The organism is Paenibacillus sp. 1A_MP2 (assembly GCF_052244825.1).
Classification (GTDB): domain Bacteria; phylum Bacillota; class Bacilli; order Paenibacillales; family Paenibacillaceae; genus Paenibacillus; species Paenibacillus vandeheii.
In genome coordinates, this window is sequence record NZ_JBQQCS010000001.1 from 1057580 (window position 1) to 1081769 (window position 24190).

Consider the following 24190-nt stretch of genomic DNA (forward strand, 5'->3'; position numbering starts at 1 on the left):
TTCAGTAAAATTAACTGGGATTGCAAGGGTGGCGTGGAAAATGGCCGATTCGAACAAACCAAATTCATCCCGTAACCATGATGATAATGTGTGGAAAGCAATGGGGCTCGTGACAGCTTTTGGAATCGAGATTGCCATTCTCGCTGTTGCTGGATATTACGTTGGCTCCTGGTTGGACAAGACCATCGGAGGTAACGGAATATGGATCGCCGTAAGCGTTCTCTTTTTCTTGGCGGCGGGCGGTGTAAGCATCTACTTTATCGCGAAAAAATTCATGGGGGAAAGTGATGAGTGAACTAACCAGATACCGCAGAATGATGACTGTTTTCATCATGTACTTTCTTATGATTTGTTTTCTCGCTGCGGCCTTTATGCCACGTGTGGAGACAATTGCTTTGGGACTGGCCCTGGGTACAGGAATTAGCTGGATAAATGCATTTTACCTGGGCTACAAAGTAAGGAAAATGTCGGATGATGCGGCAGAAGGTAACTTGAAGCGTGTGAACCTGGGATTTTTGACAAGAGCGGCACTCGCAGTGCTCGGTATCTTCATATCGATGCGCTTTCCGCAGTACTTCAATACATATGCGGTTGCAGGCGGTCTGGTCCTTGCACAATTTTCCTTACTGATTATAGGGATCGTCTATTCCCGCAGAGCAGAATGATGTTAGGTGCTGCAGCTTTCAAGTCGAGAAAGGGGTGAGAAAAATATGCATGAAGCTCCAATTATTATGCTTGGCGGATTTCGACTGGATCTATCGGTTCTGTTGATGCTGGTTGTAACAGGTGCACTTGTTTTTATTTTTGCTGTACTGGCAACACGGAGATTATCCGTTGAAAATCCCGGCAAGCTGCAAAATTTTATGGAGTGGGCAGTAGAATTCGTCCGCAATCTGATTTCCAGCACGATGGACATGAAGAAAGGGAAACATTTTATCTCTCTCGCTCTTTCCATGATTATGTTCATTTTTGTAGGCAACATGCTCGGTCTTCCGTTTCAGGCGGTAACCGCGGTGGATAGCGCAGAACATGCGCAGGTGTTCGGTCAACCGATTGTTACGGCAGTAGACGCGTTTGAAGAAGCGCATGCCAAGGACCCTGAAGCACACCCGCACGTTGAGCTGGCCTGGTGGAAATCACCGACAGCTGACTTGTCTGTAACGATGGGATTGGCACTCGTAGCATTCCTGGTGTCTCATGGACTGGGATTGTTCCGTAACACAAGAGGATATCTGCAACATTATCTTAAACCGTTCGCCTTGTTCTTGCCGATCAACCTGATTGAGACGGCATCCAAGCTGCTAACACACGGAATGCGTTTGTTCGCGAATATTTTCGCGGGCGAGGTACTGATTACAACGATCCTGAAGCTGACCACATTCAAAGTGTTTGGTGCCATTGCAGCGATTCCGTTGCTTATGGTGTGGCAGGGCTTTAGTATCTTTATCGGCGCAATCCAGGCATTTGTTTTTGTAATCTTGATGATGGTGTACATTTCACAAAGCATCGAGACGCATGACGAACATTAAGTTTCAAGCCCTACGAAGATTTCTTCACCAGGCTGAACAATAAAAAATTCGATTTAACATTTTAAGGAGGATATACAAATGGGAGCAATGGCATTAATCGCAGCAGCAATTGTTGCAGGACTGGGCGCGTTTGGCGCAGGTATTGGTAACGGTATGGTAATCAGCAAAACGGTGGAAGGGATTGCCCGTCAACCGGAAGCAAAATCCACTCTTCAAACAACAATGTTTATCGGTGTAGGTCTGATCGAGGTATTGCCGATCATCGGTGTGGTATTGGCGTTCATGTTCTATGGTATGGCTTAATTAAATCGATACAGGTTTGGCGGGGAAGGCCATAGCCATCCGCGCCTTCTTTTTAGGTAATGTCCGTTCTAACGGATGACGTTTCAAGGATACCTCCAGGAAGGAGTGAACAGATTGAGTTTCATATGGGAAAATACGCTTCTTGCGATGATTGCATTTGTAATTTTATATTGGCTGCTTAGCCGTTATGCTTTCGGTCCTTTGTTCTCCATTATGGAAAAACGTCGTGAACTCGTGATGACGCAGATGAATGAGGCTGCTCAGACTCGGGAACAGGCCATTGCCTATGTGGAGGAACAAAAACAAGCTCTGGAGCAAGCGCGCAAAGATGCTTACGACATTATTGAACAATCCAAACAAACGGGCGGCAAACAAGCCGAATCGATCCTGGCTGATGCGAAAGCAGAAGCTAATCGTCTCAAAGACGATGCTGTACGTGAGATCGAGAGTGAGAAGAACAAAGCGGTCGCAGCGCTTCGCAGCGAACTGGGTACAGCTTCCGTTCAAATCGCTTCCAAATTGATCAAAAAAGAAGTTGAGAACGGTCCTGCACAAGAGGAACTTGTGAACCAATACCTCAATGAGGTAGGAGGCCGACAATGAGCCGCGATACGATAGTTGCCAAGCGTTATGCGAAAGCATTGTTCGAAGTTGCTCTTCAGCAACAGCAGGTACTTCAAGTTGAACAGGAACTGCGTGCGGTTGTTAGTGCATTGACCGGGGATGCTGATATTGAAAAATTTATCGTATCTCCGAACATCTCTGATGAAGCCAAGCAGAATGTGCTTCATTCAAGCCTTGATGGCAAGGTATCCGAACCTGTCCTTCGCACCGTGCTGCTGTTGATTGAGCGCGGACGCGTTGAATTGCTGGAAGCTTTGCTGAATGATTATCTGAAGATCCAAGGCGAGTCGCTCGGCATAGCTGATGCGCGCGTCTACTCGACTTATGCATTGAATGATGAAGAAAAAGAAGCGGTAGCCCGTGAATTCGGTGGCCGTGTGAATAAAAAGATTCGTATCGAGAATATTGTTGATCCGACTCTGCTGGGCGGATTGAAGGTCGCCATTGGCGATACGATCTATGACGGCAGCTTGGCTGGCAAGCTCGAACGTCTTGAGCAGTCTTTTAACAGACGAGTACAGTAGATTGGGGTGAGGACACTTGAGTATCAAACCAGAAGAAATCAGTACATTAATTAAGAGCCAAATCGAACAATACAAGACCGATATCGATGTAGTCGAAGTCGGGACGGTTATTGAAGTCGGTGATGGTATCGCTCGTGTATACGGACTTGAGAACGTTATGTCCAATGAGTTGGTTGAATTCCCAAGCGGTGTTATGGGACTCGCCATGAACGTGGAAGAGAGCAATGTCGGTGTCGTTATCCTGGGACCTTACTATGATATTCGTGAAGGCGACCAAGTAAAACGTACCGGTCAAATCATGCAAGTGCCAGTTGGCGAAGCTTTGATTGGACGCGTTGTTAATCCACTCGGTATTCCTGTGGATGGCAAAGGGCCAATCGCAACAACGGAATTCCGTCCGGTTGAAGGTAAAGCACCAGGCGTAATGGATCGTAAATCGGTTCATGAGCCGATGCAAACAGGAATCAAAGCGATTGATGCCATGGTTCCAATCGGTCGTGGACAACGTGAGTTGATCATCGGTGACCGTCAAACAGGTAAAACATCGATCGCAATAGATGCCATCCTGAACCAAAAAGGCAGCGGCATGAAATGTATCTATGTTGCTATCGGTCAAAAACAATCTACAGTTGCACAAGTTGTGGAAACTCTTCGTCGTAAAGGCGCTATGGAGTACACAATTGTTGTAACTGCGGCAGCATCCGACCCATCACCGCTCTTGTACATCGCACCGTATTCCGGTTGTTCGATGGGTGAGTACTTTATGTACAAAGGTGAGCACGTTCTGGTCATTTATGATGACTTGACCAAACAAGCTTCCGCATACCGTGAGCTTTCCTTGCTGCTTCGTCGTCCTCCGGGCCGTGAAGCATATCCAGGTGACGTTTTCTATCTGCACTCCCGTTTGCTGGAGCGTGCTGCGAAGCTGAATGATGAACTTGGTGGTGGTTCTTTAACCGCACTGCCGTTTATTGAAACACAAGCTTCCGACGTATCTGCATACATCCCGACGAACGTAATCTCCATCACGGACGGACAAATCTTCCTTGAAGCTGACCTGTTCAATGCTGGACAACGTCCTGCGATCAACGTAGGTATTTCCGTATCCCGGGTTGGTGGTTCTGCTCAGATCAAAGCGATGAAAAAGGTTGCAGGTTCCCTGCGTCTCGACCTCGCTCAATATCGTGAGCTTCAAGCGTTCTCCCAGTTCGGGTCCGATCTGGACAAAGCGACTCAGGCCCGCCTGAATCGTGGTGCTCGTATGATGGAAATTCTGAAGCAGGGTGTGAACCAGCCTCTGCCTGTAGAACAACAGGTAGTCAGCTTGTACACAGCGGTTAAAGGATTCCTGGATGAAATTCCTACAGGTGATGTGACTCGTTTTGAGCACGAATTCCTCGCGTTCATGGAGAGCAGCCATCCTGAGATTCTTCAATCCATCCGTGATACCAAAGAATTGACTGCAGACAATGAGAATGCGCTGAAGGGTGCTATCGAGAAGTTCAGAAAGAGCTTTGCTGTCTCCGTCTAAATAGATGATATGCAGCTGCGGAGTTGTCTAACCGATTCCGCATGTCTGCATGCAAAACTTTGACGCTGTCCAAGTTTTGATAGGTTTACGAAGTAACTTTGACGTTGTCAAAGTAAGATTATGCTTACGATGTAGTTTTGACTTCGTCAAAACTTTAAGGTGGTGAAATCATGGCAAAAGGCATGCGCGAAATAAAGCGGCAAATTAAAAGCGTACAAAGCACCAAGCAGATCACCAAAGCAATGGAGATGGTAGCTGCCGCTAAACTGCGTAAAGCGCAGGAGAAAGCTGAGGCAGCCCGTCCTTATTCGGAGAAACTGAAAGAAGTTGTGGCTAGTATTGCTTCAAGCACGCAAGGTATTCAGCATCCGATGCTGGAGAGCCGTCCGGTTAAAAAGACAGCGTATCTGATCATTACATCGGACCGCGGACTTGCGGGCGGATACAATGCCAACGTTTTGCGTCAGGTCAATCTGACGCTCAAAGAGCGCCACAATTCTCAGGATGATTACGAATTATTCGTCATTGGGCGTAAAGGACGCGATTATTTCAGACGGCGCGAAATTGCGATGGCATCCGTTACAACGGATCTATCCGATTCACCAGCATTTGCAGATATCAAATCCATTGCACACGAGGCTGTTCAAGGGTTTGAGCTGGCTAAATTTGATGAGTTGTACATTTGTTATAACCGCTTTGTGAATGCGTTGACCCAGATTCCTACGGTAGAGCGCCTTCTTCCGATGGAGACACCTGAGGTAACTGCTGCGGAAGGACCAACGGCAAGCTACGAATATGAGCCTTCAGCGGAAGCTGTACTGGAAGTTTTGCTACCTCGTTATGCGGAAACGCTGATCTATGGTGCACTTCTGAACGGTAAGGCGAGTGAGCTGGGAGCGAAAATGACGGCGATGGGTAATGCAACCAAAAATGCATCCAAACTCATTAACGACTTGTCATTGACGTATAACCGTGCCCGTCAAGCGGCGATTACGCAGGAGATTACGGAAATAGTGGCAGGTGCCAACGCAGCACAAGGCTAACCGTTTTTTATTAATGAAGGCTTGCAGTGCAGAGATATGAGAGAACGGAACATTATTTCTGCAAAACTAGCAGGCTTGTAGGAGGGGAACGTTAAGATGAACAAAGGACGCGTTGTGAGCATCATGGGTCCGGTTGTTGACGTCGAGTTTGATCGCGGCGGTCTGCCGGAAATCCTCAATGCCATTACGATCACTACAGTAAGCGAAAGCGGCGTAAGTGTGAATCTTACACTCGAAGCTTCAAAGCATCTGGGTGACAACCGGGTACGTTGTATCGCGATGTCCTCCACGGATGGACTCGTTCGTGGTATGGAAGCCGTAGATACAGGAGCTCCAATCTCTGTACCAGTCGGGGAAGCGACACTGGGTCGTGTATTTAACGTACTCGGCGAAGCTATTGATACTGGCGGCACTGTAGCTGCTGCACATAAAAATCCGATTCACCGCTCGGCTCCTGCATTTGATGAACTGACTACCCAGGCTGAAATGCTGGAGACAGGAATCAAAGTTATCGACTTGCTGGCTCCTTACGCCAAAGGTGGTAAAATCGGTCTCTTCGGTGGTGCCGGTGTAGGTAAAACCGTAACGATTCAGGAATTGATCAACAACATCGCACAAGAGCACGGTGGTATCTCCGTATTCGCAGGTGTTGGTGAGCGTACACGTGAAGGTAATGACTTGTATCACGAGATGAGTGATTCCGGCGTTATCAACAAAACAGCAATGGTCTTCGGACAAATGAACGAGCCTCCAGGCGCACGTCTTCGTGTAGCCCTCACAGGTCTGACCATGGCGGAATACTTCCGTGATGAAGAAGGCCGTGACGTGTTGCTCTTTATCGATAACATCTTCCGTTTCACCCAAGCAGGTTCAGAAGTATCTGCCTTGCTCGGACGTATGCCTTCCGCGGTAGGTTACCAACCAACGCTGGCAACGGAAATGGGTCAACTGCAAGAACGGATCACTTCGACTAAAAAAGGTTCTGTAACGTCCATCCAGGCCATCTACGTGCCTGCGGATGACTATACTGACCCGGCTCCAGCAACGACGTTTGCCCACTTGGATGCAACGACGAACCTGGAACGTAAAATTTCCGAGATGGGTATCTACCCTGCGGTAGATCCGCTGGCATCCAGCTCCCGGATCTTGTCCCCTGAAGTTGTAGGCGAAGAACATTACAACGTAGCTCAAGGCGTTAAACGCATCTTGGCTCGTTACAATGAATTGCAAGACATTATTGCGATTCTGGGTATGGACGAGCTGAGTGAGGAAGACAGAGCGCTCGTTTACCGTGCTCGTAAGATTCAACGTTTCTTGTCCCAGCCATTCCACGTTGCTGAAGCATTTAACGGTATTCCGGGTAAATACGTTCCGGTTAAAGAAACGGTGCGCAGCTTTAAAGAAATTCTCGAAGGCAAGCACGACGATCTTCCGGAAGCAGCTTTCCTCTTCGTGGGTACGATTGAAGAGGCAGTGGAGAAAGCTAAAACACTGGTATAATCTGAATCCAGGATTGTCCTTATGAAGCGAGCTATCGGATAGTTTCAGGAGGGATGGAATTGAGCACCTTTTTGTTGGAAATTGTAACGCCTGAGCGTCTGGTATATTCAGAACAAGTGGATAGTATCACAGCTCGTGGCATTGAAGGGGAGCTGGGCATTCTGCCAGGTCATATCCCTATGGTTACACCTTTGCAAATTGCACCAATCTATATCAAAAACGGTAAAGAGAATAAACGCGTCGCTATTGGCGGCGGGTTTATCGAAGTCCGTAAGGATAAGGTTGTTGTCCTCGCAGAAAGTGCCGAATTCCCGGAACATATCGATGTGGACCGTGCGCGTGCGGCGAAAGAGCGGGCAGAACGCCGTCTTGGTAGCCAAAGCAATCAGGACCATTTTGATCACCGCCGGGCAGAGATTGCTCTGCAAAAAGCGGTTAACCGGATCAACGTATACGGCAAATAGACTGTTCATTGGAGCCTGGCGGCTTAGTCTGCCGGGCTTTTTTGAGTTTTCAGAGCGTTATCTTTTCCAGTTACAGTAAAATATACGGATGCAATCTTCAGCTGAAGCACGAAATTTAACGGTAAATAAAGTTAATTGTATTCACCGTTTATGGGCAGTTGAATAGAATGTAGGACTAAAGTCGTGGCGATAATGATCACTGTTGGAACCATTTTTAACGACGAAATTCCAAATTATTTCCGAGGAAATGACAGGATCGATATCGAAATAGCGCTCTTTTATGTCGTTTTAGTCACAAAATCCCGGCATTTTGAATTTAAAATATGATCTAAGTGGAAATCAATGTAATTGACAATGTATGATGAAAGAGCCTATATTCCATAGAGTCAGCAGATGCAGGAAGCTGCGTTGATGAATTCCATAGTCATTCACAGCCAAGTAGTTGCTGCTCCGTGATTGGGCATCCAGATTTCCTGAATAACAGGAGTAAGTCCGACAGTAAACTCAGTATGTTGTGTTCAAGTCATTCCATTGTTCTAACAAGTTATGAATGTCAGGCATAATTATGCTGATCGCTGCAACAAATGTGGAGGTAATGAATATATGGATACTGACCTGACGAATCAGTTGAACCAGACATTAAGTACGAATGGCTTAGTCTCAATTATCGTCTCTCTTTTATGTATAGCGTTGGCGTGGTGGGCTTTGCAGAATCTCAAGCTGGATTTAATTATCAGGCAGCCACGAGGAGCACAGGGAAGACTGTTACACTTATTGTTGGCCATTATACTGGGGCACGCTGTTTCAGGTTTTGTCATTGACTATTTGTCATGGACACAAATGTTGCGCAATTTGTTTTAATGTCGAGATGGTTGGTTAATCATCTGTTAGGTTCTTCAAGCAGTTCAATGTCGAATAACATCGATTAATTGTGTTAACAATTAGAGTATGAGTTGTCGGCAAAAGAAATTAAGTGAAAAGTGTGACGTGTAATTGGATGAATTTGAGATGTTTTATGTAAAAATGCTTGTATCGTACAATTCAACAATGTTATGATGGAAGTTAGGGAATTCACAATTGTTCACTTATTTTGTGGTTATAAACGGGATATCCGGTTGAATCCGGCTAATAATCATCCCAATCTGTCTGTTCAGATGCTTGCTGGCCTGTAGGCAGTATATTTACAAGTCGGAAGGCATCATGCAATGCACGTGGTATCATCGATATGGATCATAAACCAATTCTTTTCTGAATAGACATCAAGGGCATTATTTGCCAGGTTATGTCGAAATTCCACACACAGCAACAGTCTTTTCTATTACAGAAGGGCTCACGTATTCCGGAATGAAGAAAAGGGAATAAAAGCGCGGAGGGAACCATGATGAGCAAATTTATCGTCCGCGGTGGCAAAAGGTTGACCGGAAGTGTCAAAGTTAGCGGCGCTAAAAATTCTGTTCTTCCGATCATCGCTGCCTCTCTCTTAGGGGAAGAAGGACAAAGCGTTATTATTGACGCTCCTCCTCTAGACGATGTGATGACGATTAACAAGGTGTTGGAATCGCTGGGAGCGGGTGTTACATACCGGGACGAAGTGATTACCGTAAATGCGGAGAAACTTACTTCCTGTGAGGCACCGTATGAATGGGTAAGTAAAATGCGGGCGTCTTTTCTGGTCATGGGGCCATTGTTGACGCGTATGGGTCATACAAGAATTTCACTTCCTGGTGGATGTGCCATCGGTACACGGCCAATTGATCAGCATTTGAAAGGTTTTGAAGCCATGGGCGCTGAGATCAGCTTGGGCCAAGGCTATATAGAAGCTCGCAGCCAAGGACGGTTGCGTGGCGCGAAAATTTATCTGGATGTGGCTTCCGTTGGTGCCACTCAAAATATTATGATGGCTGCAACATTGGCTGAAGGTGTAACTGTTCTGGAGAACGCGGCAAAAGAGCCAGAGATTGTGGATCTTGCCAATTTCCTGAATGGAATGGGTGCCAAAGTGCGGGGAGCCGGAACAGGAGTCATCCGCATCGAAGGTGTGGAGAAACTGTCTGGTGTGAAGCACACGGTAATTCCGGATCGGGTTGAAGCAGGTACCTACATGGCTGCTGCTGCAATCTCCGGTGGCGATGTGTATATCGAAGGTGCGATTTCAGACCATTTGGGTTCTGTTATTGCGAAGATGGAAGAGATGGGTGTAACAATTCATCCTGACGAGAATGGCGTTCGCGTTATTGCGGATCGTCCGCTCAAGGCTGTGGATGTGAAAACATTACCATACCCAGGCTTCCCTACCGATATGCAATCCCAGATGATGGCACTCTTGCTTGCTTCTGAGGGAACCAGTGTTGTGACAGAGACTGTTTTTGAAAATCGCTTCATGCATGTGGATGAATTCCAGTTGATGAATGCGGAGATCAAAGTTGAAGGACGTTCGTCCATCATCACGGGTAATGCCAAGCTGAAGGGTGCCAAAGTGACAGCTACCGATTTGCGTGCGGGTGCCGCACTCATTATTGCGGGTCTTGTTGCCGAAGGTACAACAGAAGTAGGCGGTGTTCATCACATCGACCGTGGCTACGTCCATCTCGCTGAGAAGCTTAACGGACTCGGAGCCGACATTTATCGTATTTCGGTGGAAGAGCCTAAGCTGGATGCAGTTAAAGCATCGAACGAAAAAGTCGGGGAAGAAGTACCGATGTTCAAAGTACAACCGACCTGGGCTTAACGTCCACTGGGACGATGGTCGTTGCTCTGCGTAGGATCAATCACACATCAATCAGTGTGAATTGTGGTTACGAGAGCATCTCCCGTCAACTAATTTAAATTCGAAAGCTAAGCCATATGGCTTGGCTTTTTTTTATGTTCTACGATCCACTGAATCAGTACCTGATTCTATTAATAGCTGGTCCTAACTTATATAGCATAACATCATATTCTGTACCAATTCTGAACAGAATGAAAGAGCATGCTTTTAGTGGGAGGGGGCGTGCCCTATGTAACGGAATACCGCGACAGATCAACGTTTTTGAATAATACATAACAGGAGTAAGTTAGAAGTAACCACATATGGAATGCCTTCGTTTCTCTTAAATCAGGTTCTATCAGATCGGGCAGGCTCATACCCTAAACTATGGATTTGAACAAAAGGACCGGCACTTTGACCGGCCATGGACAACGGAGGGTTATATTAAAATGAAAGAAGCCCGTGTGCAGGTTAAGGTACCTCTTGTGCCTCGTCCACAAGTGAAGGAACCTGAAGGGAATGCTGGTTTCGGTGTGGAAAAGACAAGCTTGCTTCAACGAACATCAGAACTGTCCCAGAAGAAACGATACGAACATCTCCTAGACGGCCTGGCCCAAACAGGAGTCAGCCGGGCAAGCTGCAATGCGGGTACACATGCCCGTCATTGAATTGGACCAGTTTCGTCGTGTGAAGCGCCGACGAATGCGTACGTTTGGCCGAGGCCGCAGATGGGGCAAGAACAACACTCGCTGGCAGCCGGCAGCGGCTGTTTCTGCAGTACTGGCTCTCGCGTTGCTGATCCCCGCCATTCTGGTCTGGCCGCGGGCGAATGATCCTGTTAAACCGATCCCTGTCCCACCTGGTACAGGCAGTATAACGACTCCAGCACCTTCGCCAGCGGTGCCAGTAACCTACCCAGAACCTAAGGTGAGGGTGTACCTGTCTGCAACCGGTACGACGATGAACCTGCCACTTGAAGATTATGTTACGGGAGTGGTCGCTGCCGAGATGCCAGCTGAGTTCAGATTGGAAGCTCTAAAGGCGCAGGCCATTGCAGCCAGGACATTTATCGTAAGAAGGCTGGCGGCAAACGATACAAGCGGTGTACCTTCAGGAGGAGCCGATGTGACGGATACGGTGAGTCATCAGGTGTTTATACCACCTGAACAAGTAAAAGCGGACTGGACGCGCCTGGGGAAAGCGAAGGAATGGGAGAAGCTGCAGCAGGCTGTTCGTGAAAGCCAGGATGCCGTCATGACATATCAGGGCAAGGCGATTACCGCCTCCTTTTTCTCCACAAGTAATGGATATACGGAAAATGCAGAGGATGTATGGGCAACCCTGTACCTTACCTGCAAAGTGTAAGTAGTCCGTGGGATAAAAACCTGGCTCCAGGCTTTGAAGAAACGATTACAATGAAGCGCAGTGAGATTCTCCAGAAGTTGAATCTCGGGGCGAGCTCCATCCCGGTTACAGCTCAGCAGAGTGGCTCATGGATGGAAGTTTTATCTACTACAAAGGGCCATCGGATTAAGGAGATACAGATTGCAGGAAAAACGTTTAGCGGGCCAGAGGTTCGAAAGCTGCTTGGGCTGAGATCCAGCCAGTTCAGTTGGAAGACGGACGGGGATGAGGTTCAGCTTACAACCTATGGATACGGTCACGGGGTGGGTATGAGCCAGTGGGGAGCCAACGGCATGGCACAGGAGGGTCACACCGCGACCCAGATTCTCAAACACTACTACACCGGTATCTCCTTCGGACAGGCATCCAAGATGCTGGCATCGAAGTAGGAAACTGAAACGAATGAATATAAGGAGATAAGCAGTTGTTTAACAGTGATCTATGTAGGCTCTCCTTCTTCCCGGTTGGAGGGCTAACGAATCTCAAACATCTTATTAGGCCTTATGTTGAACAATAGAAATTCTAACGAATCTCAGAGAAGCTAATTCCGCAGAAAAGCTGCAATTACATCGAAATATCCCAGTAATCCAGAGAATAGCGTTTCTGAGATTCGTTATATGACCCAACGGACGTGAAATGCCGCAATAGCGCTGATCAGGTTCGTTAGATGCTTTTAGTAAAATCTGCTGGGAATAGTGTTCTTTTTTCAATAAAATGCACAGTGTTGTTAGGAAGTTTCCGGTAGTAGATTGCTCTCGAATTGTTGTGCGGTAGAAATAACCATTAGAGCGGCCTCTGCCGCCCTGCTCTTTCGCTTCTTGCTACTCTACCGGAACACTCTAACGATTCTCAGACATCTTATATCGCGAAATAGAGCTAATCTCATCCACCTATAATCACGTTAAATTGCTTTCATCAACTCATTTCATAGAAGGATCGGCCATTACAGCCAATCCAGGTTTCTCTACCGCCCCCCTTTCCGGAGCCTTCAAGACTTGGCTATATCAGGCTGATCATAGTTACACCGGAACGGAGAGTTCAGAAAAAACCTGTAGGAGCGAAGCGTCCGCCTTTACTCCCGGATTTCACCTTTGAAGAAGGTGATAGAAGAAATCTGGGAGTAACAGCGGTCGAAAGGTTGTTCTGAACGCGGAGTGGTCCAGTGTAACACCCCAATCTCGCCTTATATAGCACTCTTTGAAAGTTTCGTGAAAATAATTAGAGTCGCGCGTGTATAAAAGAGTTGCACCCGGTAACACTTGTTACTGAGGTGATCAAGATGAATGAACAAAACAAAAAAACAGTCCAAGAAGAAACTCCTAAAACAACTCAAGGAGTACCGGCTAGCCAGCCCTCTTCATGGAGAAGAGCAATGTCCAAACGTTGGGTCTTCCCGGCAGCCTACATCGCAGCAGCAGGCATTATACTAACCTTAGTGTGGGTCTATCAGGGCACAGGCAAAAAACGCTGAACTCGGATCCTACGAGTGGGGTAGTAGAAACAGGCGCATCGGGCACAGAAGGAACAGCGGTAAACGGAGAGCAGGAAAGTGTGGAAGTTGTTGCAAAGTCGGAGAATTTTGTATGGCCGGTAGCGGTTCCTTCAGAAGTTTCGGTAGTTAAACCTTTCTATGACAACGAAGCGTCTACGGAGGAACATGAAGCAGCGATGGTGCAGTACAATGACACATTTATTCCGAACACGGGTGTAGATCTGGCACGCGGGGATAACAAAACGTTTGAAGTCAAAGCAGCACTCGGCGGAAAAGTGACCCGGGTTGAACAAAACCCGCTGACAGGTCAAGTTGTGGAAATCACACATAGTGATAACCTCAAAACCGTGTACCAAAGCTTGGCTGACGTCAAAGTAAAACAGGATGATGAAGTGAAGCAAGGAGATGCAATTGCATCGGCTGGCGTCAATGAACTGGAAAAAACGCTGGGCAACCACCTTCACTTTGAAGTTTACGAAGACGGACAACCGGTTAACCCGCAAGGATATCTTCCGGAAAAATAAATGATTTTTATCGCAGCAACATGACGGGCAGAGGGAATTCTCCTCTGCTCTTTTTGTGCTTTTCAGAAAATAATGGGACCTTCGAAGCTTGTCACACCTTTAAACCGCGAATATATAGGCATGCTCCTCATATAATGTACCAAACTATCCACACAGTAGGGAGGCGGGAGCGTGCACGATTACATCAAGGAACGGACCATAAAAATTGGTCGCTGCATTGTTGAGACGAGGAATACGGTCCGTACCATTGCCAAGGAATTCGGCGTGTCAAAGAGTACTGTGCATAAGGATCTGACGGAGCGTCTGCCGGAAATTAACCCTGATCTTGCTGACCAGGTGAAACACATTCTGGAGTATCACAAGTCCATCCGTCATTTGCGGGGCGGTGAAGCGACCAAAATTAAATACAAAAAAACAAGCGGTAAAAAACGCGAGGTGCTGGCTTCGGCTAAATCGTAAGGACCTGCGGAAAGACGTAGGCTAAAAAGCTCACACATGCATTGAATCCCTCCCCTGAAGTATGATATGTTAAAAGCTGGTACAGGATCGAATTATGACATCTTATCAGCCCGATTTTTACATATATATGTTGCACTTTGTCGAACGAGCGGTGACGTGATAAGGGACTCTTTTTCACAGGATACGCTGACCAAATAATATCACTTTGGGGGCTCTTTTATGTTTAGCAAGGATATCGGTATTGATCTTGGCACGGCGAACGTGCTTATTCACGTGAAAGGAAGTGGGGTTGTCCTCGATGAACCTTCCGTCGTGACCATTGAAAGCGATACGAAGCGGGTCCTTGCTGTTGGGGAAGAAGCGCGTCGTATGGTGGGGCGTACTCCAGGTAACATTGTTGCCATTAGACCGCTGCGTGACGGTGTTATTGCGGACTTCGAAATTACGGAAGCAATGCTTAGACATTTCATTAATCGTGTGGGAGCAAGAAGCTGGCACAGCCGCCCGCGTATTTTGATCTGTGCACCAACCAACATTACTTCCGTGGAGCAGAAGGCTATCCGTGAGGCTGCTGAGCGCAGCGGTGCCAAAGAAGTATTTCTGGAAGAAGAGCCGAAAGCGGCAGCGATCGGTGCGGGAATGGATATTTTTCAGCCGAGCGGCAATATGGTCGTGGATATCGGCGGCGGAACGACTGACGTTGCAGTCCTGTCTATGGGCGACGTAGTCACCGCCTCTTCTATTAAAGTCGCAGGGACAAGTTCGACGAAGCGATTACCAAGTTTATCAAAGCCAAATACAAGCTCATGATCGGTGAACGTACAGCCGAAGACCTCAAAATTGCGATTGGTTCGGTACATCCGGGCGGACGTCAGACGGAGATGGACATTCGCGGACGGGATATGGTATCCGGGTTGCCTGTTACCGTAACGGTGTCGGGAAATGAAGTGCAGGAAGCGCTATGGGATTCCGTGCAATCCATCATCGTTGCAGCCAAGTCGGTATTGGAGCGGACGCCACCAGAATTGTCAGCAGATATTATTGATCGAGGTGTCGTGTTGACAGGCGGGGGTGCTTTGCTGAACGGATTGGATGAACTGTTGTCCAATGAATTGCATGTACCGGTATGGGTTGCAGAGGATCCGATGCATTGTGTCGTCAAAGGTACAGGCATTATGTTGAATAATTTGGATCAGGTGGTTAAGAAAAAGTTCTAATCTGCCGATATAAAAAGCAAAGGTTCGCCCAGGCTCGGGAGAAGAACGGACAAGCAGTTATCCTGTTATGCAGGACAAGCGCTTGAGGAGAGGGGTTAATACATGTTAAGAGGTCTGTACACCGCTACGGCGGGAATGATTACGCAGCAACGCCGCCATGACACCGCAACGCAGAATATCGTAAATATGAACACAACGGGATATAAACAAGTGAACAGCGTAAGCCGTTCTTTTCCGGAAATGCTCATTACGTTGGTAGGCGGAGATGCCAATCTTCCGACGAAGCGGCTGGGCAAGCTGAACACGGGTGTGTTCGCGGAAGAAAGTTTGTCCATGAATTTGCAGGAGCCATTATGGAAACTGGGCAAAAGAGTGATTTTTCCATTTCGTCCAATCTGGCCGTGAATGATCCACAGACAGGACAACCTATCTCGTTTGACGGTTCAGGCAAATTTGTACGGGCTGATGGTACAGTAACCTACCAGCCTCAAGCGTATTTTACAGTGCAGGATGCAGAAGGTAACACAAGATATACGCGTGATGGTCACTTCGAGGTTACAGGAACAGGACAGCTGTTGAGCTCAACGGGATCACAGATATTGGATAATAATGGACAACCCGTTGTGTTGACAGGTGCAGTAGACCAATTTAAAGTGGATGAGCAAGGTCGTCTTGTCAATGCAGAGACGGGTGTACCGACAGGAGTTACATTGGGAATCAGCGTCATCGATCAACCCAACCAACTGGTACGTCAAGGTGATGGTAATTTCAGCCTGAATGATCAGAATGGAGCAACTGCACGGATGTTGGCTGCCGGTGATAATGTGCAGATCCGTCAGGGCTACCTGGAAGGCTCCAATGTGGATGCATCACAGGCAACTGTGGATATGAACGCCGCATTCCGTGCATATGAAGCGAACCAGAAGGTCGTACAATTCTACGACCGTAGTCTGGATAAAGCGGTTAATGAAGTTGGGCGTGTATAACGCCGACATACCAATATAACCGCGTAGCGAAAAGCCAAACGCCCTTTGCGCAGCAAAGCAGAGAGGCTCACGCGAAGCGGTAATCCAAGCGCAGCGACGGTCTCGACAGTCCTTTGCGAAGCAAAGCAGGGAGAGACCCGCGGAGCGCAAAGCCTGAACGCAGCCGAGCCTATGCGAGGATTGCGCAGCAGTACCCTTAGCGTAGCGACGGTCTCGACAGTCCTTTGCGAAGCAAAGCAAGGAGAGACCACGCGGAGCGTAAAGCCTAAACGCAGCCGAGCCTATGCGAGATTGCGCAGCAGTACCCTTAGCGCAGCGACGGTCTCGACAGTCCTTTGCGAAGCAAAGCAAGGAGAGACCACGCGGAGCTACCCGCAGCATAAAGAGCGTGCCCAGCTGTGATTCAGCCATGTGAAACCATGGCGAGAATCATAGCTGGGCAGTCGCGGCGCACACATACCACCGTCACTTAGCAAGATCGTACCTTACTTACCTACTCCGCCTGTTTCGGGAGTCCAGAGGGCAGCGCCATCTGGGGCCCTCCCTACCAGGGAGTGTTTGGGAGGGTAGAACCAGGGGAGGGTAACCACCGAATGAATAATTCCATGATTAGTGCAATGGTCTCCATGACCGGAATACAGCAGCGTCTGGATGTCATTTCCGATAATATTGCCAACGTGAATACGGCAGGCTATAAGAGTAAGCAAGCAGCCTTCGAGGATGTACTGACCCGAGTGCAGCAGCAGCCGGATAAGTATAAGCTGGATGGACGCTCAACCCCAATGGGATATAATCTCGGGTTTGGCGTACGTTTAGCGGATGTGACAAAGGATATGACTCAAGGTACGCTCAATGAGACAGGCAACCCTACCGATCTGGCGATTGAAGGCAATGCGATGTTTGCCGTTGAAGCAAATGGTGAGAAAATGTGGACGCGTCAAGGCGCATTCCATTTTGTCCCTGATACAAGACCCAAAACGAATCCCAATGCACCAGACATGATGGTATTGGTCAATGGGGAAGGCCATTTTGCATTGGATCGTCAAGGTAATCGCATTACGGCACCGAATAACAGCAAGGTTGCTTTTGATGAAAAAGGCAATCTGTTGATCCGTCGTGGCAATGAAGCCAATGCAACGATTGGTGCCCAACTGCAACTCGTTGATATCGAGCGCCCGGAAGGGCTTGTGCAGTATGCAGATAACTTGTTTGGTCTGGATGCTGGTCTAACCGAAAATGATGTATTTGGAGCCAATGCTGCTACACGTGAAGCGACAGCTATGATTCGTGCAGGCTACATTGAACAATCCAACGTGGACTTGACCCAGGAGATGGCTTTGCTGATGCAAGGACAGCGAACTTACCAACTGGCGGCACGTGCGTTAACATCCAGTGATTCCATGGCGGGTCTCGCCAACAATATGAGAGCATAAAAGGTGAATGTGATGACAGATACACAGCAGCAGAACAGCAAGCCGGATAAGACGAAAGTCAAGAAGAAGAGTGGATGGCGCATCGCAAGATGGTTTCTGGTTCCGGTCCTGCTTGTTCTTGCCCTCGCTGGCGGATTGGTGGCTGGCTACGTGGTACTGGGCAAACAGGATATCGGTTCCGTATTGCAGTGGAGTACATGGGAACATGTATATGATTTGGTGTTCGCTCCGTAGATGAACGATATATGCGAAACTCCTGCGCAGGCAGGAGTTTTCTTTTGGCGTTGAAAACAGTATAATGATGGATGACGTTTCACAGCAAAAGAGGCCTCCCCTGCGAAAGACTTTCGTCATCGCGAAGAGAGACCCCTTATCTCAACCTTCACTACTGCAGTCATGAAGGATATAACTAGTGTTAACTGAAAATATGCTTTTCATACACAATTAAATGAAAACCACATTTATATGAGCATCGACTTGATCATGTTGGGGTTGACGGCTTCCGCACTAAAGTAAGTGGAGGGGACGGAATCGTTCAGAAGAAGCGAAGCGCTCGCCTTTGTCACCGAATTTTAGACCACTCTAAAATGTATCAGAAAATTCGGGGACAACAGCGATCGAAAGAACGATCCGTAACCGTAACGACCGCTATTGCGCTTGACGTCAGTCCATGATGGAGAATTCTCATATAAATGACCCTGAGAGGAGATTACACTGTGCTCGACATCAAACAGATTCAAGAAATTATTCCGCACCGTCCCCCATTTTTGCTGGTGGACAAGATTGTAGAGTTAGAGGATGGCAAACGTGCCGTTGGATTAAAAAATGTAACCATTAACGAACCTTTCTTCATTGGTCATTTTCCAGAGTATCCGGTTATGCCGGGTGTGTTGATTACAGAAGCACTGGCACAAGTTGGTGCAGTAGCCATTCTTAATCTGGAAGGCAACAAAGGCAAAATCGGCTTTTTGGCGGGACTGGATAATTTCCGTTTCCGTGGACAAGTTGTGCCTGGAGATACGTTGATGCTGGAAGTGGAAATTACGCGTCTTAAAGGTTCCATTGGTAAAGGCAAAGCTACAGCCAGAGTGGGCGACAAAGTGGTAGCTGAAGGCGAGATCATGTTCGCACTGTCTGACCCAAGCTAATGATTGTATAGTTCAGAACTCAATTGAATTTTATATAGAAGGAAGGGGTTTGCAGGAATGGAACAGTTAAGCGGAACAGCAGCACAAACATTGCAGCAGTGGTTGGAGGATGCTTCGATTGATGAAGCGACGAAACAGGAGCTTCGTGATTTGCAGGATCAGCCGAAAGAGCTGGAAGATCGTTTCTACAGAAATCTGGAGTTTGGTACAGGTGGATTGCGTGGTGTAATTGGAGCGGGAAGCAACCGGATGAATCGTTATACCGTGGGTCGTGCAACGCAAGGGTTTGCGCGTTATTTGCTGGAGCAACATGGCGACAAAGAAGGTAAGCCTTCTGTAGTGATCGCACATGACTCCCGTCATTTCTCACCTGAGTTCACACTGGATGCGGCCCTGGTTCTGGCTGGGAATGGCATTGTAGCTAAGCTGTTTACTTCCCTGCGTCCTACGCCTCAGCTTTCCTTCAGTGTACGTCATCTGCAAGCAACCGGCGGTATTGTGGTGACGGCAAGTCATAATCCTCCTGAATACAATGGCTACAAAGTGTACAACCATGAGGGTGGCCAACTGGTACCGCACGAAGCGGAGAAAGTCATCCAATACATTCAGGAAGTTCCTTCCCTCGCGGATGTGAAAAAGCTGACGCAAGAAGAAGCCGAAGCCCAAGGATTGCTCGTATGGCTTGGAGAAGAGGAAGATCAGGCATTTGTTGATACAGTTGCCAGCCTGAGTCTCAGTCGTGATCTGATTCAATCCGGCGTCGGCCGTGATTTCAAAATCGTCTTCACTCCTCTGCACGGAACAGGAAATGTGCCTGTAAGACGTGTGTTGGAACAAATCGGTTTCGAGCAGGTTCACATTGTAGCAGAACAAGAACAACCAGACGCTGAATTTTCAACTGTGAAATCCCCTAACCCGGAAGAACGCGAAGCGTTCACACTCGCAATGAAGCTGGGTGAATCCGTGGGTGCGGACATTCTGATCGGTACAGATCCGGATGCAGACCGCATGGGTGCGGTAGTTAAAAATAATGATGGCAAGTATTTCGTACTCTCAGGTAACCAATCCGGAGCCATCATGGTGCATTATGTGTTAAGCCGCTTGCAAGAGACGGGTAAACTACCTAAAAACAGCGCGGTTGTCAAAACGATTGTAACCAGCGAGATGGGAGCGGTCATTGCCGAGCATTACGGTGCAGAAGTGATGAACACCCTGACAGGCTTCAAATATATCGGTGAAAAAATGAACCAGTTCGAAGCAACCGGCAGTCATACGTTCTTGTTCGGTTATGAAGAAAGCTATGGCTACCTGGCAGGCAGCTACGCACGTGACAAGGATGCTGTCCTGGCGGCGATGCTGATTGCTGAAGCAGCTGCTTATTATAAAAACCAAGGCAAAACTCTCTATGATGTCCTGCAAGAGCTGTACAGCCAATTCGGATATTTTCTGGAGAAGTTGGAGTCCCGTACGCTGAAAGGCAAGGATGGCGTAGCTCAAATTCAGGCGAAAATGACCGACTGGCGTTCCAATCCGCCACAAGAAGTAGCCGGTATCGCTGTACAAGATGTGCTGGATTACTCCCTTGGCTTGGATGGCTTGCCTAAAGAGAACGTTCTGAAATATATTTTGGCAGACGGATCATGGTTCTGCCTGCGTCCTTCGGGAACAGAACCGAAGATTAAAGTGTACTTCGCCGTGCGTGGAGAGAGCTTGGAAGACGCGGAAAGCCGTATCGAACGTCTGGCAACTACAGTGATGACGCGTGTAGACGCACAATAAATACGAATGCAGTACTGAGCAAGAACATGAGAAAGCCTCTCCGCACCGTAAGGTTGGTTGGCGGAGGGGCTTTTCTTTTAGGTAAAAAGGGTGAATGTCTATGTCTATTTTGGATGAATTGCGGATAGATGCACGTTGGTTAACACAAGCTGTGTTTATCCGGTATTTATTCACTATATTGCAATGAAAATCATGAGCTGAACGTGTATTTGGTTCCAACACTTGAGGAGGTACATGTAGTGCGTCAAAAATGGCTTTATTGGAATACCGCTTCCCGGAAGTGGCTGTGGATTGTTGTCATTATCGGTTTGATTGCTTCCATCCCTGTCATCAGTGATCGGGTGCAGACGGAATCTTCCGCCAAAAAGGTGGAGCTTGTCTTCAATTATCGGGGTCTATTGGATATTTCGGCTTATCAGGCCCATCCGCAAGACTTCATGAATGAGCAGCTGACTCGTTTGAAAGATGCCGGAGTGACAACCATGGCGGTGTTCGAAAGTACACTGGATGAGTTGAAGAAGTCCCGCCGTCTGATGGTGTATAACGGGCAGGATATTGCGAATATGACTAAAAATGTCATTCCTTCTAACGATAATTACACGTATGTGCTGTTCACCAACGAGGAAAATGCACAAACGTATACTCCTATCATTGAACAAACGTTCGCCGATCGGGAGATTCCTGTGGTTCCATGGGAATATGAAGGTCGTAGCGGCTTAATATTGCAGACTCCACCGGAGAATGCGAACATGCAGCCTTTGCAGCCAGATCCAGTTGCCGTGAAGATGCTGCGTGATAAAGGATTTTACATTTTGCCGCGGATTTCAGACAGCGTTCCTTACAATCAGGAATCCATGGAACGCCTGCTTACCTTCTTCGAAGAGAATGGGGTAAAGCGCATCTTGTTTGATGGCGATGCTGTGAAAGGGTACAATGATAATGCAGAGATGAAGAGTCTCGATATGTTCGCTCAGTTGCTGAATAAGCACCATATTGGTCTGGCGGCTATTGAGAATTTGAAGAAACCACAATCCGGTTTTGAGACTCTCTCCTATAAAATTGACTACAATGTAACTCGTCTGTACTCCTTAAGTGACGGGGACGCCAATCTGGATGTAGACACTATTGCTGACCGTTTTGTTTTGGCTACCAAAGACCGCAACATTCGTATGCTCTATATGAATGCTTCGCCAAGTCGGAATACAGCCAAAGCCATGATCACCAATCCAATTGATAATCTAATCAATAGTTTGGGTGAACCTGGTCATGCGATTGAACGTATGGGGAAACATGGCTACGAACTGGGACAAGCTGAAGCGTTCACGGTTAAAGATTCTTCCATTCAGCGTTATGCCAAGCTGGTTGCCCTGATTGGTGCAATCGCAATGATTACGATTATGGTTTCCTATTTTGTACCACTGCTTACATTGCTGGTATTTGCTCTGGCTCTGGTGGGTAGTGCCGGTTTATTCTTGCTCAAACCGACGTTGCTGGAGCAAGGAATTGCCTTGCTGGTCGCAATTAGCGCGCCAACCATTGCGATGGTGCTCGCGGTTCGTACAGTGAACTATCAGCAACAGCGTCAGCCTGACGCTTCAGCGGGTCGTCGATTGGCACAAACGATATTCTTATATGTAAGAACGTCGATTCTTTCGTTCCTGGCGGTGCCTTTTGTCATCGCATTGCTGAACAGCATTACGTACAGTCTGGTGATCAACCAGTTCCGAGGCGTGAGCCTGTTACACTTTGCACCGATGGGGCTTGTTGCGATTTATATTTTGTTTTACCGTGGTTCGGGTACGTTCTCCATTAAACAAATTAAGGAGATTCTGCGTACACCGATTAACGTATTAATGGTTGTATTGGCATTGGTTGCTGCTGTGGTTGGATACTATTATTTGAGCCGTACAGGCAACTCGGGTTCGGTTACACCATTCGAGATGTTCCTGCGTACAACACTGGAAGATACATTCGGCGTGCGGCCAAGATTCAAAGAATTTATGCTGGGACACCCGCTGTTTATCGTTGGCGTGTTCGCCGCTTTAAAATATCGTAAAGTCATCTTTGTGCTCATTATTGCAGCAATTGGACAATTGTCCATGGTGGATACGTTCGCGCATATCCATACGCCAGCTGTATTGTCACTCATTCGTGGAGTGATGGGATTGGGACTTGGCTTAATCTTCGGTATCGTTGCTGTGGGTGTGTGGCAAGTAGCGGAAGGATGTTGGAAAAAATGGTCACCACTTCTCAAAAGTTAGTCATCTCGGGATATTACGGATTCAACAACAGCGGAGACGAAGCGGTACTTAAGTCAATCTTGACCGCGCTGGAAGAGGAGAGCCACAGATCGAACGTCACGATTGAGCCGATTGTGCTCTCCGGTGACCCGGAGTCGACCACTTCAATGTACGGTGTACGTTCAGTACATCGGATGAAGTTGAAGGAGGTTCGCGAAGCGATCAAGGAAAGTGATGGTTTAATTAGCGGAGGAGGAAGTCTGCTGCAGGATGCAACCGGACTGAAATCCATCCCTTACTACTTGGGTGTCATCAAACTGGCCCAATGGTTGAAAAAGCCAACATTTATCTATGCGCAGGGTATTGGACCTGTAAATCGCAAAATTTTTAATCCAATGATTCGTTCGGTCTTCAAGGCCTGCAATTATGTATCTGTGCGTGATGAACAATCCGCTGAATATTTGCGTGGGCTCGGATTGCAGTGGAATCAGATTCATGTGGTCCCTGACCCGGTGATGGGTCTGCCACTGCCTGAGGCTAAAACGGAAGATGCAAGTTCTGTGAAACCGAATATCGAACTTTCAAACTCAGCTGAAACTCCTTTTGAAGAATCATCTGAAAAATCTACTGAGCAAACAACTTCTACCGAGAAGATCGTGGTTAATGCTAAGGGAGCAAGCGTTCATACTAAACTCCCGGTGATCGGCATTTCCGTGCGTTTCTGGGAATCGGATCGTAAAGAGCTCACAGCCATTGCTGCTGGTTTGAAGAAGCTATGCTCCAAAAAGGCCGTTCACTTGCGCTTTATGCCATTTCACTTGCCTAATGATGAACAGGCTTCACGTTTTGTCATGGAAATGCTCGGTGATTTGGGTAACAAGGGCAGCGAAGTTAGCATTACCAAGGATCTCACTGATCCACAGCTAATGCTGCAGGAAGTCAGTAATTGTGATGTCGTTATCGGCATGCGTCTGCACAGTCTGATCTATGCAGCTTCACAGTATGTCCCACCCGTTGGTATCTCGTATGATCCGAAGATCGATCAGTTCATGCTGCGTTTGGATAGTGAATCCGTGGGCAGTACAGAAGCGCTGGATGCGGATAAACTGGCGAAAACGGTGGCTCACCTGTTGGATCAGCGTTCACAGTGGTTGAAGGAACATGAAGAAAGCATTACCGAATTGAAGCAGGAGGCCAGAGTGCCTGCACAGCAAATTATTAAATATTTAGGCCGCAAAGGGTGA

Annotated in this window: 20 protein-coding genes and 4 pseudogenes; all 24 read left to right on the forward strand. The window is 47.6% G+C overall.

Annotated features, from left to right (window positions below; translation table 11 throughout):
• The first annotated feature begins 40 nt into the window (after nt 1-40).
• The 24 genes and pseudogenes from ACTWJ7_RS05335 to csaB all read left to right on the forward strand — a co-directional run bounded on the left by ACTWJ7_RS05335 (nt 41) and on the right by csaB (nt 24190).
• Entirely contained in the window at nt 41-295 is a 255-nt protein-coding gene (locus tag ACTWJ7_RS05335) for an AtpZ/AtpI family protein (protein ID WP_079350324.1), read from the forward strand.
• Nucleotides 288-665 (forward strand): ATP synthase subunit I, encoded by a 378-nt coding sequence (locus ACTWJ7_RS05340; protein ID WP_079350325.1) that lies wholly within the window; start codon nt 288-290, stop codon nt 663-665. The genes ACTWJ7_RS05335 and ACTWJ7_RS05340 overlap by 8 nt, the downstream gene beginning before the upstream one ends.
• A 45-nt stretch (nt 666-710) precedes the next feature.
• The gene (gene atpB, locus ACTWJ7_RS05345) at nt 711-1529 is read left to right on the forward strand and encodes a F0F1 ATP synthase subunit A (RefSeq protein WP_024632721.1); all 819 of its coding nucleotides are present in this window, start codon (nt 711-713) and stop codon (nt 1527-1529) included.
• A gap of 78 nt (nt 1530-1607) precedes the next feature.
• Nucleotides 1608-1832 (forward strand): F0F1 ATP synthase subunit C, encoded by a 225-nt coding sequence (atpE, locus tag ACTWJ7_RS05350; protein WP_017691934.1) that lies wholly within the window; start codon nt 1608-1610, stop codon nt 1830-1832.
• A 114-nt stretch (nt 1833-1946) separates the two neighbouring features.
• On the forward strand, nt 1947-2435 hold the full coding sequence (atpF, locus tag ACTWJ7_RS05355; protein WP_079350326.1) for a F0F1 ATP synthase subunit B: 489 nt from the start codon (nt 1947-1949) through the stop codon (nt 2433-2435).
• Nucleotides 2432-2980 carry a F0F1 ATP synthase subunit delta gene (locus tag ACTWJ7_RS05360; RefSeq protein WP_079350327.1) on the forward strand — a complete coding sequence of 183 codons (549 nt, stop codon included), beginning with the start codon at nt 2432-2434 and terminating at the stop codon, nt 2978-2980. Before atpF ends, ACTWJ7_RS05360 begins: the two co-directional genes overlap by 4 nt.
• Before the next feature lie 16 nt (nt 2981-2996).
• Entirely contained in the window at nt 2997-4511 is a 1515-nt protein-coding gene (gene atpA / locus ACTWJ7_RS05365; RefSeq protein WP_024632718.1) for a F0F1 ATP synthase subunit alpha, read from the forward strand.
• 170 nt (nt 4512-4681) lie between these two features.
• Nucleotides 4682-5554 carry an ATP synthase F1 subunit gamma gene (gene atpG / locus ACTWJ7_RS05370; protein WP_024632717.1) on the forward strand — a complete coding sequence of 291 codons (873 nt, stop codon included), beginning with the start codon at nt 4682-4684 and terminating at the stop codon, nt 5552-5554.
• A 96-nt stretch (nt 5555-5650) separates the two neighbouring features.
• Complete coding sequence (gene atpD, locus ACTWJ7_RS05375) at nt 5651-7054, forward strand: F0F1 ATP synthase subunit beta (RefSeq protein ID WP_024632716.1); 1404 nt, start codon at nt 5651-5653, stop codon at nt 7052-7054.
• Nucleotides 7055-7113: 59 nt separating this feature from the next.
• Entirely contained in the window at nt 7114-7518 is a 405-nt protein-coding gene (locus tag ACTWJ7_RS05380; RefSeq protein WP_079350329.1) for a F0F1 ATP synthase subunit epsilon, read from the forward strand.
• Between the two features lie 603 nt (nt 7519-8121).
• The gene (locus ACTWJ7_RS05385) at nt 8122-8379 is read left to right on the forward strand and encodes a DUF1146 family protein (RefSeq protein ID WP_024632714.1); all 258 of its coding nucleotides are present in this window, start codon (nt 8122-8124) and stop codon (nt 8377-8379) included.
• A 520-nt stretch (nt 8380-8899) separates the two neighbouring features.
• Entirely contained in the window at nt 8900-10246 is a 1347-nt protein-coding gene (murA, locus tag ACTWJ7_RS05390; RefSeq protein ID WP_024632713.1) for a UDP-N-acetylglucosamine 1-carboxyvinyltransferase, read from the forward strand.
• Between the two features lie 467 nt (nt 10247-10713).
• On the forward strand, nt 10714-10932 hold the full coding sequence (locus ACTWJ7_RS05395) for a hypothetical protein (RefSeq protein ID WP_443145179.1): 219 nt from the start codon (nt 10714-10716) through the stop codon (nt 10930-10932).
• A 340-nt stretch (nt 10933-11272) separates the two neighbouring features.
• Nucleotides 11273-12057, forward strand: a pseudogene (spoIID, locus tag ACTWJ7_RS05400) (stage II sporulation protein D).
• Between the two features lie 890 nt (nt 12058-12947).
• A pseudogene (locus tag ACTWJ7_RS05405) lies at nt 12948-13684 on the forward strand (peptidoglycan DD-metalloendopeptidase family protein).
• A 171-nt stretch (nt 13685-13855) separates the two neighbouring features.
• Entirely contained in the window at nt 13856-14143 is a 288-nt protein-coding gene (gene spoIIID / locus ACTWJ7_RS05410) for a sporulation transcriptional regulator SpoIIID (protein WP_024632710.1), read from the forward strand.
• A 219-nt stretch (nt 14144-14362) separates the two neighbouring features.
• Nucleotides 14363-15360, forward strand: a pseudogene (locus ACTWJ7_RS05415) (rod shape-determining protein).
• 102 nt (nt 15361-15462) lie between these two features.
• Nucleotides 15463-16346 (forward strand): annotated as a pseudogene (locus tag ACTWJ7_RS05420) (flagellar hook-basal body protein).
• A 593-nt stretch (nt 16347-16939) separates the two neighbouring features.
• A complete protein-coding gene (locus tag ACTWJ7_RS05425) occupies nt 16940-17779 on the forward strand; it encodes a flagellar hook-basal body protein (RefSeq protein WP_024632707.1) in 840 nt (279 codons plus the stop codon).
• 12 nt (nt 17780-17791) lie between these two features.
• Entirely contained in the window at nt 17792-18013 is a 222-nt protein-coding gene (locus tag ACTWJ7_RS05430) for a DNA-directed RNA polymerase subunit beta (protein ID WP_301880107.1), read from the forward strand.
• A 482-nt stretch (nt 18014-18495) separates the two neighbouring features.
• Nucleotides 18496-18927, forward strand: a complete 432-nt coding sequence (gene fabZ / locus ACTWJ7_RS05435) for a 3-hydroxyacyl-ACP dehydratase FabZ (protein WP_024632705.1) — start codon at nt 18496-18498, stop codon at nt 18925-18927.
• Nucleotides 18928-18984: 57 nt separating this feature from the next.
• Complete coding sequence (locus ACTWJ7_RS05440) at nt 18985-20706, forward strand: phospho-sugar mutase (protein ID WP_024632704.1); 1722 nt, start codon at nt 18985-18987, stop codon at nt 20704-20706.
• A 239-nt stretch (nt 20707-20945) separates the two neighbouring features.
• Entirely contained in the window at nt 20946-22967 is a 2022-nt protein-coding gene (locus ACTWJ7_RS05445) for a DUF5693 family protein (RefSeq protein ID WP_301880106.1), read from the forward strand.
• Nucleotides 22943-24190: a polysaccharide pyruvyl transferase CsaB gene (gene csaB / locus ACTWJ7_RS05450; protein WP_301880105.1), complete on the forward strand. Its 1248-nt coding sequence runs from the start codon at nt 22943-22945 to the stop codon at nt 24188-24190. The genes ACTWJ7_RS05445 and csaB overlap by 25 nt, the downstream gene beginning before the upstream one ends.

Excerpts from the sequence above, each read along its gene's own strand:
- ACTWJ7_RS05335 (WP_079350324.1), top strand. The coding sequence starts at position 41 with ATGGCCGATTCGAACAAACCAAATTCATCCCGTAACCATGATGATAAT.
- ACTWJ7_RS05340 (WP_079350325.1), top strand. The coding sequence starts at position 288 with ATGAGTGAACTAACCAGATACCGCAGAATGATGACTGTTTTCATCATG.
- atpB (WP_024632721.1), top strand. The coding sequence starts at position 711 with ATGCATGAAGCTCCAATTATTATGCTTGGCGGATTTCGACTGGATCTA.
- atpE (WP_017691934.1), top strand. The coding sequence starts at position 1,608 with ATGGGAGCAATGGCATTAATCGCAGCAGCAATTGTTGCAGGACTGGGC.
- ACTWJ7_RS05360 (WP_079350327.1), top strand. The coding sequence starts at position 2,432 with ATGAGCCGCGATACGATAGTTGCCAAGCGTTATGCGAAAGCATTGTTC.
- atpG (WP_024632717.1), top strand. The coding sequence starts at position 4,682 with ATGGCAAAAGGCATGCGCGAAATAAAGCGGCAAATTAAAAGCGTACAA.
- atpD (WP_024632716.1), top strand. The coding sequence starts at position 5,651 with ATGAACAAAGGACGCGTTGTGAGCATCATGGGTCCGGTTGTTGACGTC.
- ACTWJ7_RS05385 (WP_024632714.1), top strand. The coding sequence starts at position 8,122 with ATGGATACTGACCTGACGAATCAGTTGAACCAGACATTAAGTACGAAT.
- murA (WP_024632713.1), top strand. The coding sequence starts at position 8,900 with ATGAGCAAATTTATCGTCCGCGGTGGCAAAAGGTTGACCGGAAGTGTC.
- ACTWJ7_RS05395 (WP_443145179.1), top strand. The coding sequence starts at position 10,714 with ATGAAAGAAGCCCGTGTGCAGGTTAAGGTACCTCTTGTGCCTCGTCCA.
- ACTWJ7_RS05425 (WP_024632707.1), top strand. The coding sequence starts at position 16,940 with ATGAATAATTCCATGATTAGTGCAATGGTCTCCATGACCGGAATACAG.
- ACTWJ7_RS05430 (WP_301880107.1), top strand. The coding sequence starts at position 17,792 with ATGACAGATACACAGCAGCAGAACAGCAAGCCGGATAAGACGAAAGTC.
- ACTWJ7_RS05440 (WP_024632704.1), top strand. The coding sequence starts at position 18,985 with ATGGAACAGTTAAGCGGAACAGCAGCACAAACATTGCAGCAGTGGTTG.
- csaB (WP_301880105.1), top strand. The coding sequence starts at position 22,943 with ATGGTCACCACTTCTCAAAAGTTAGTCATCTCGGGATATTACGGATTC.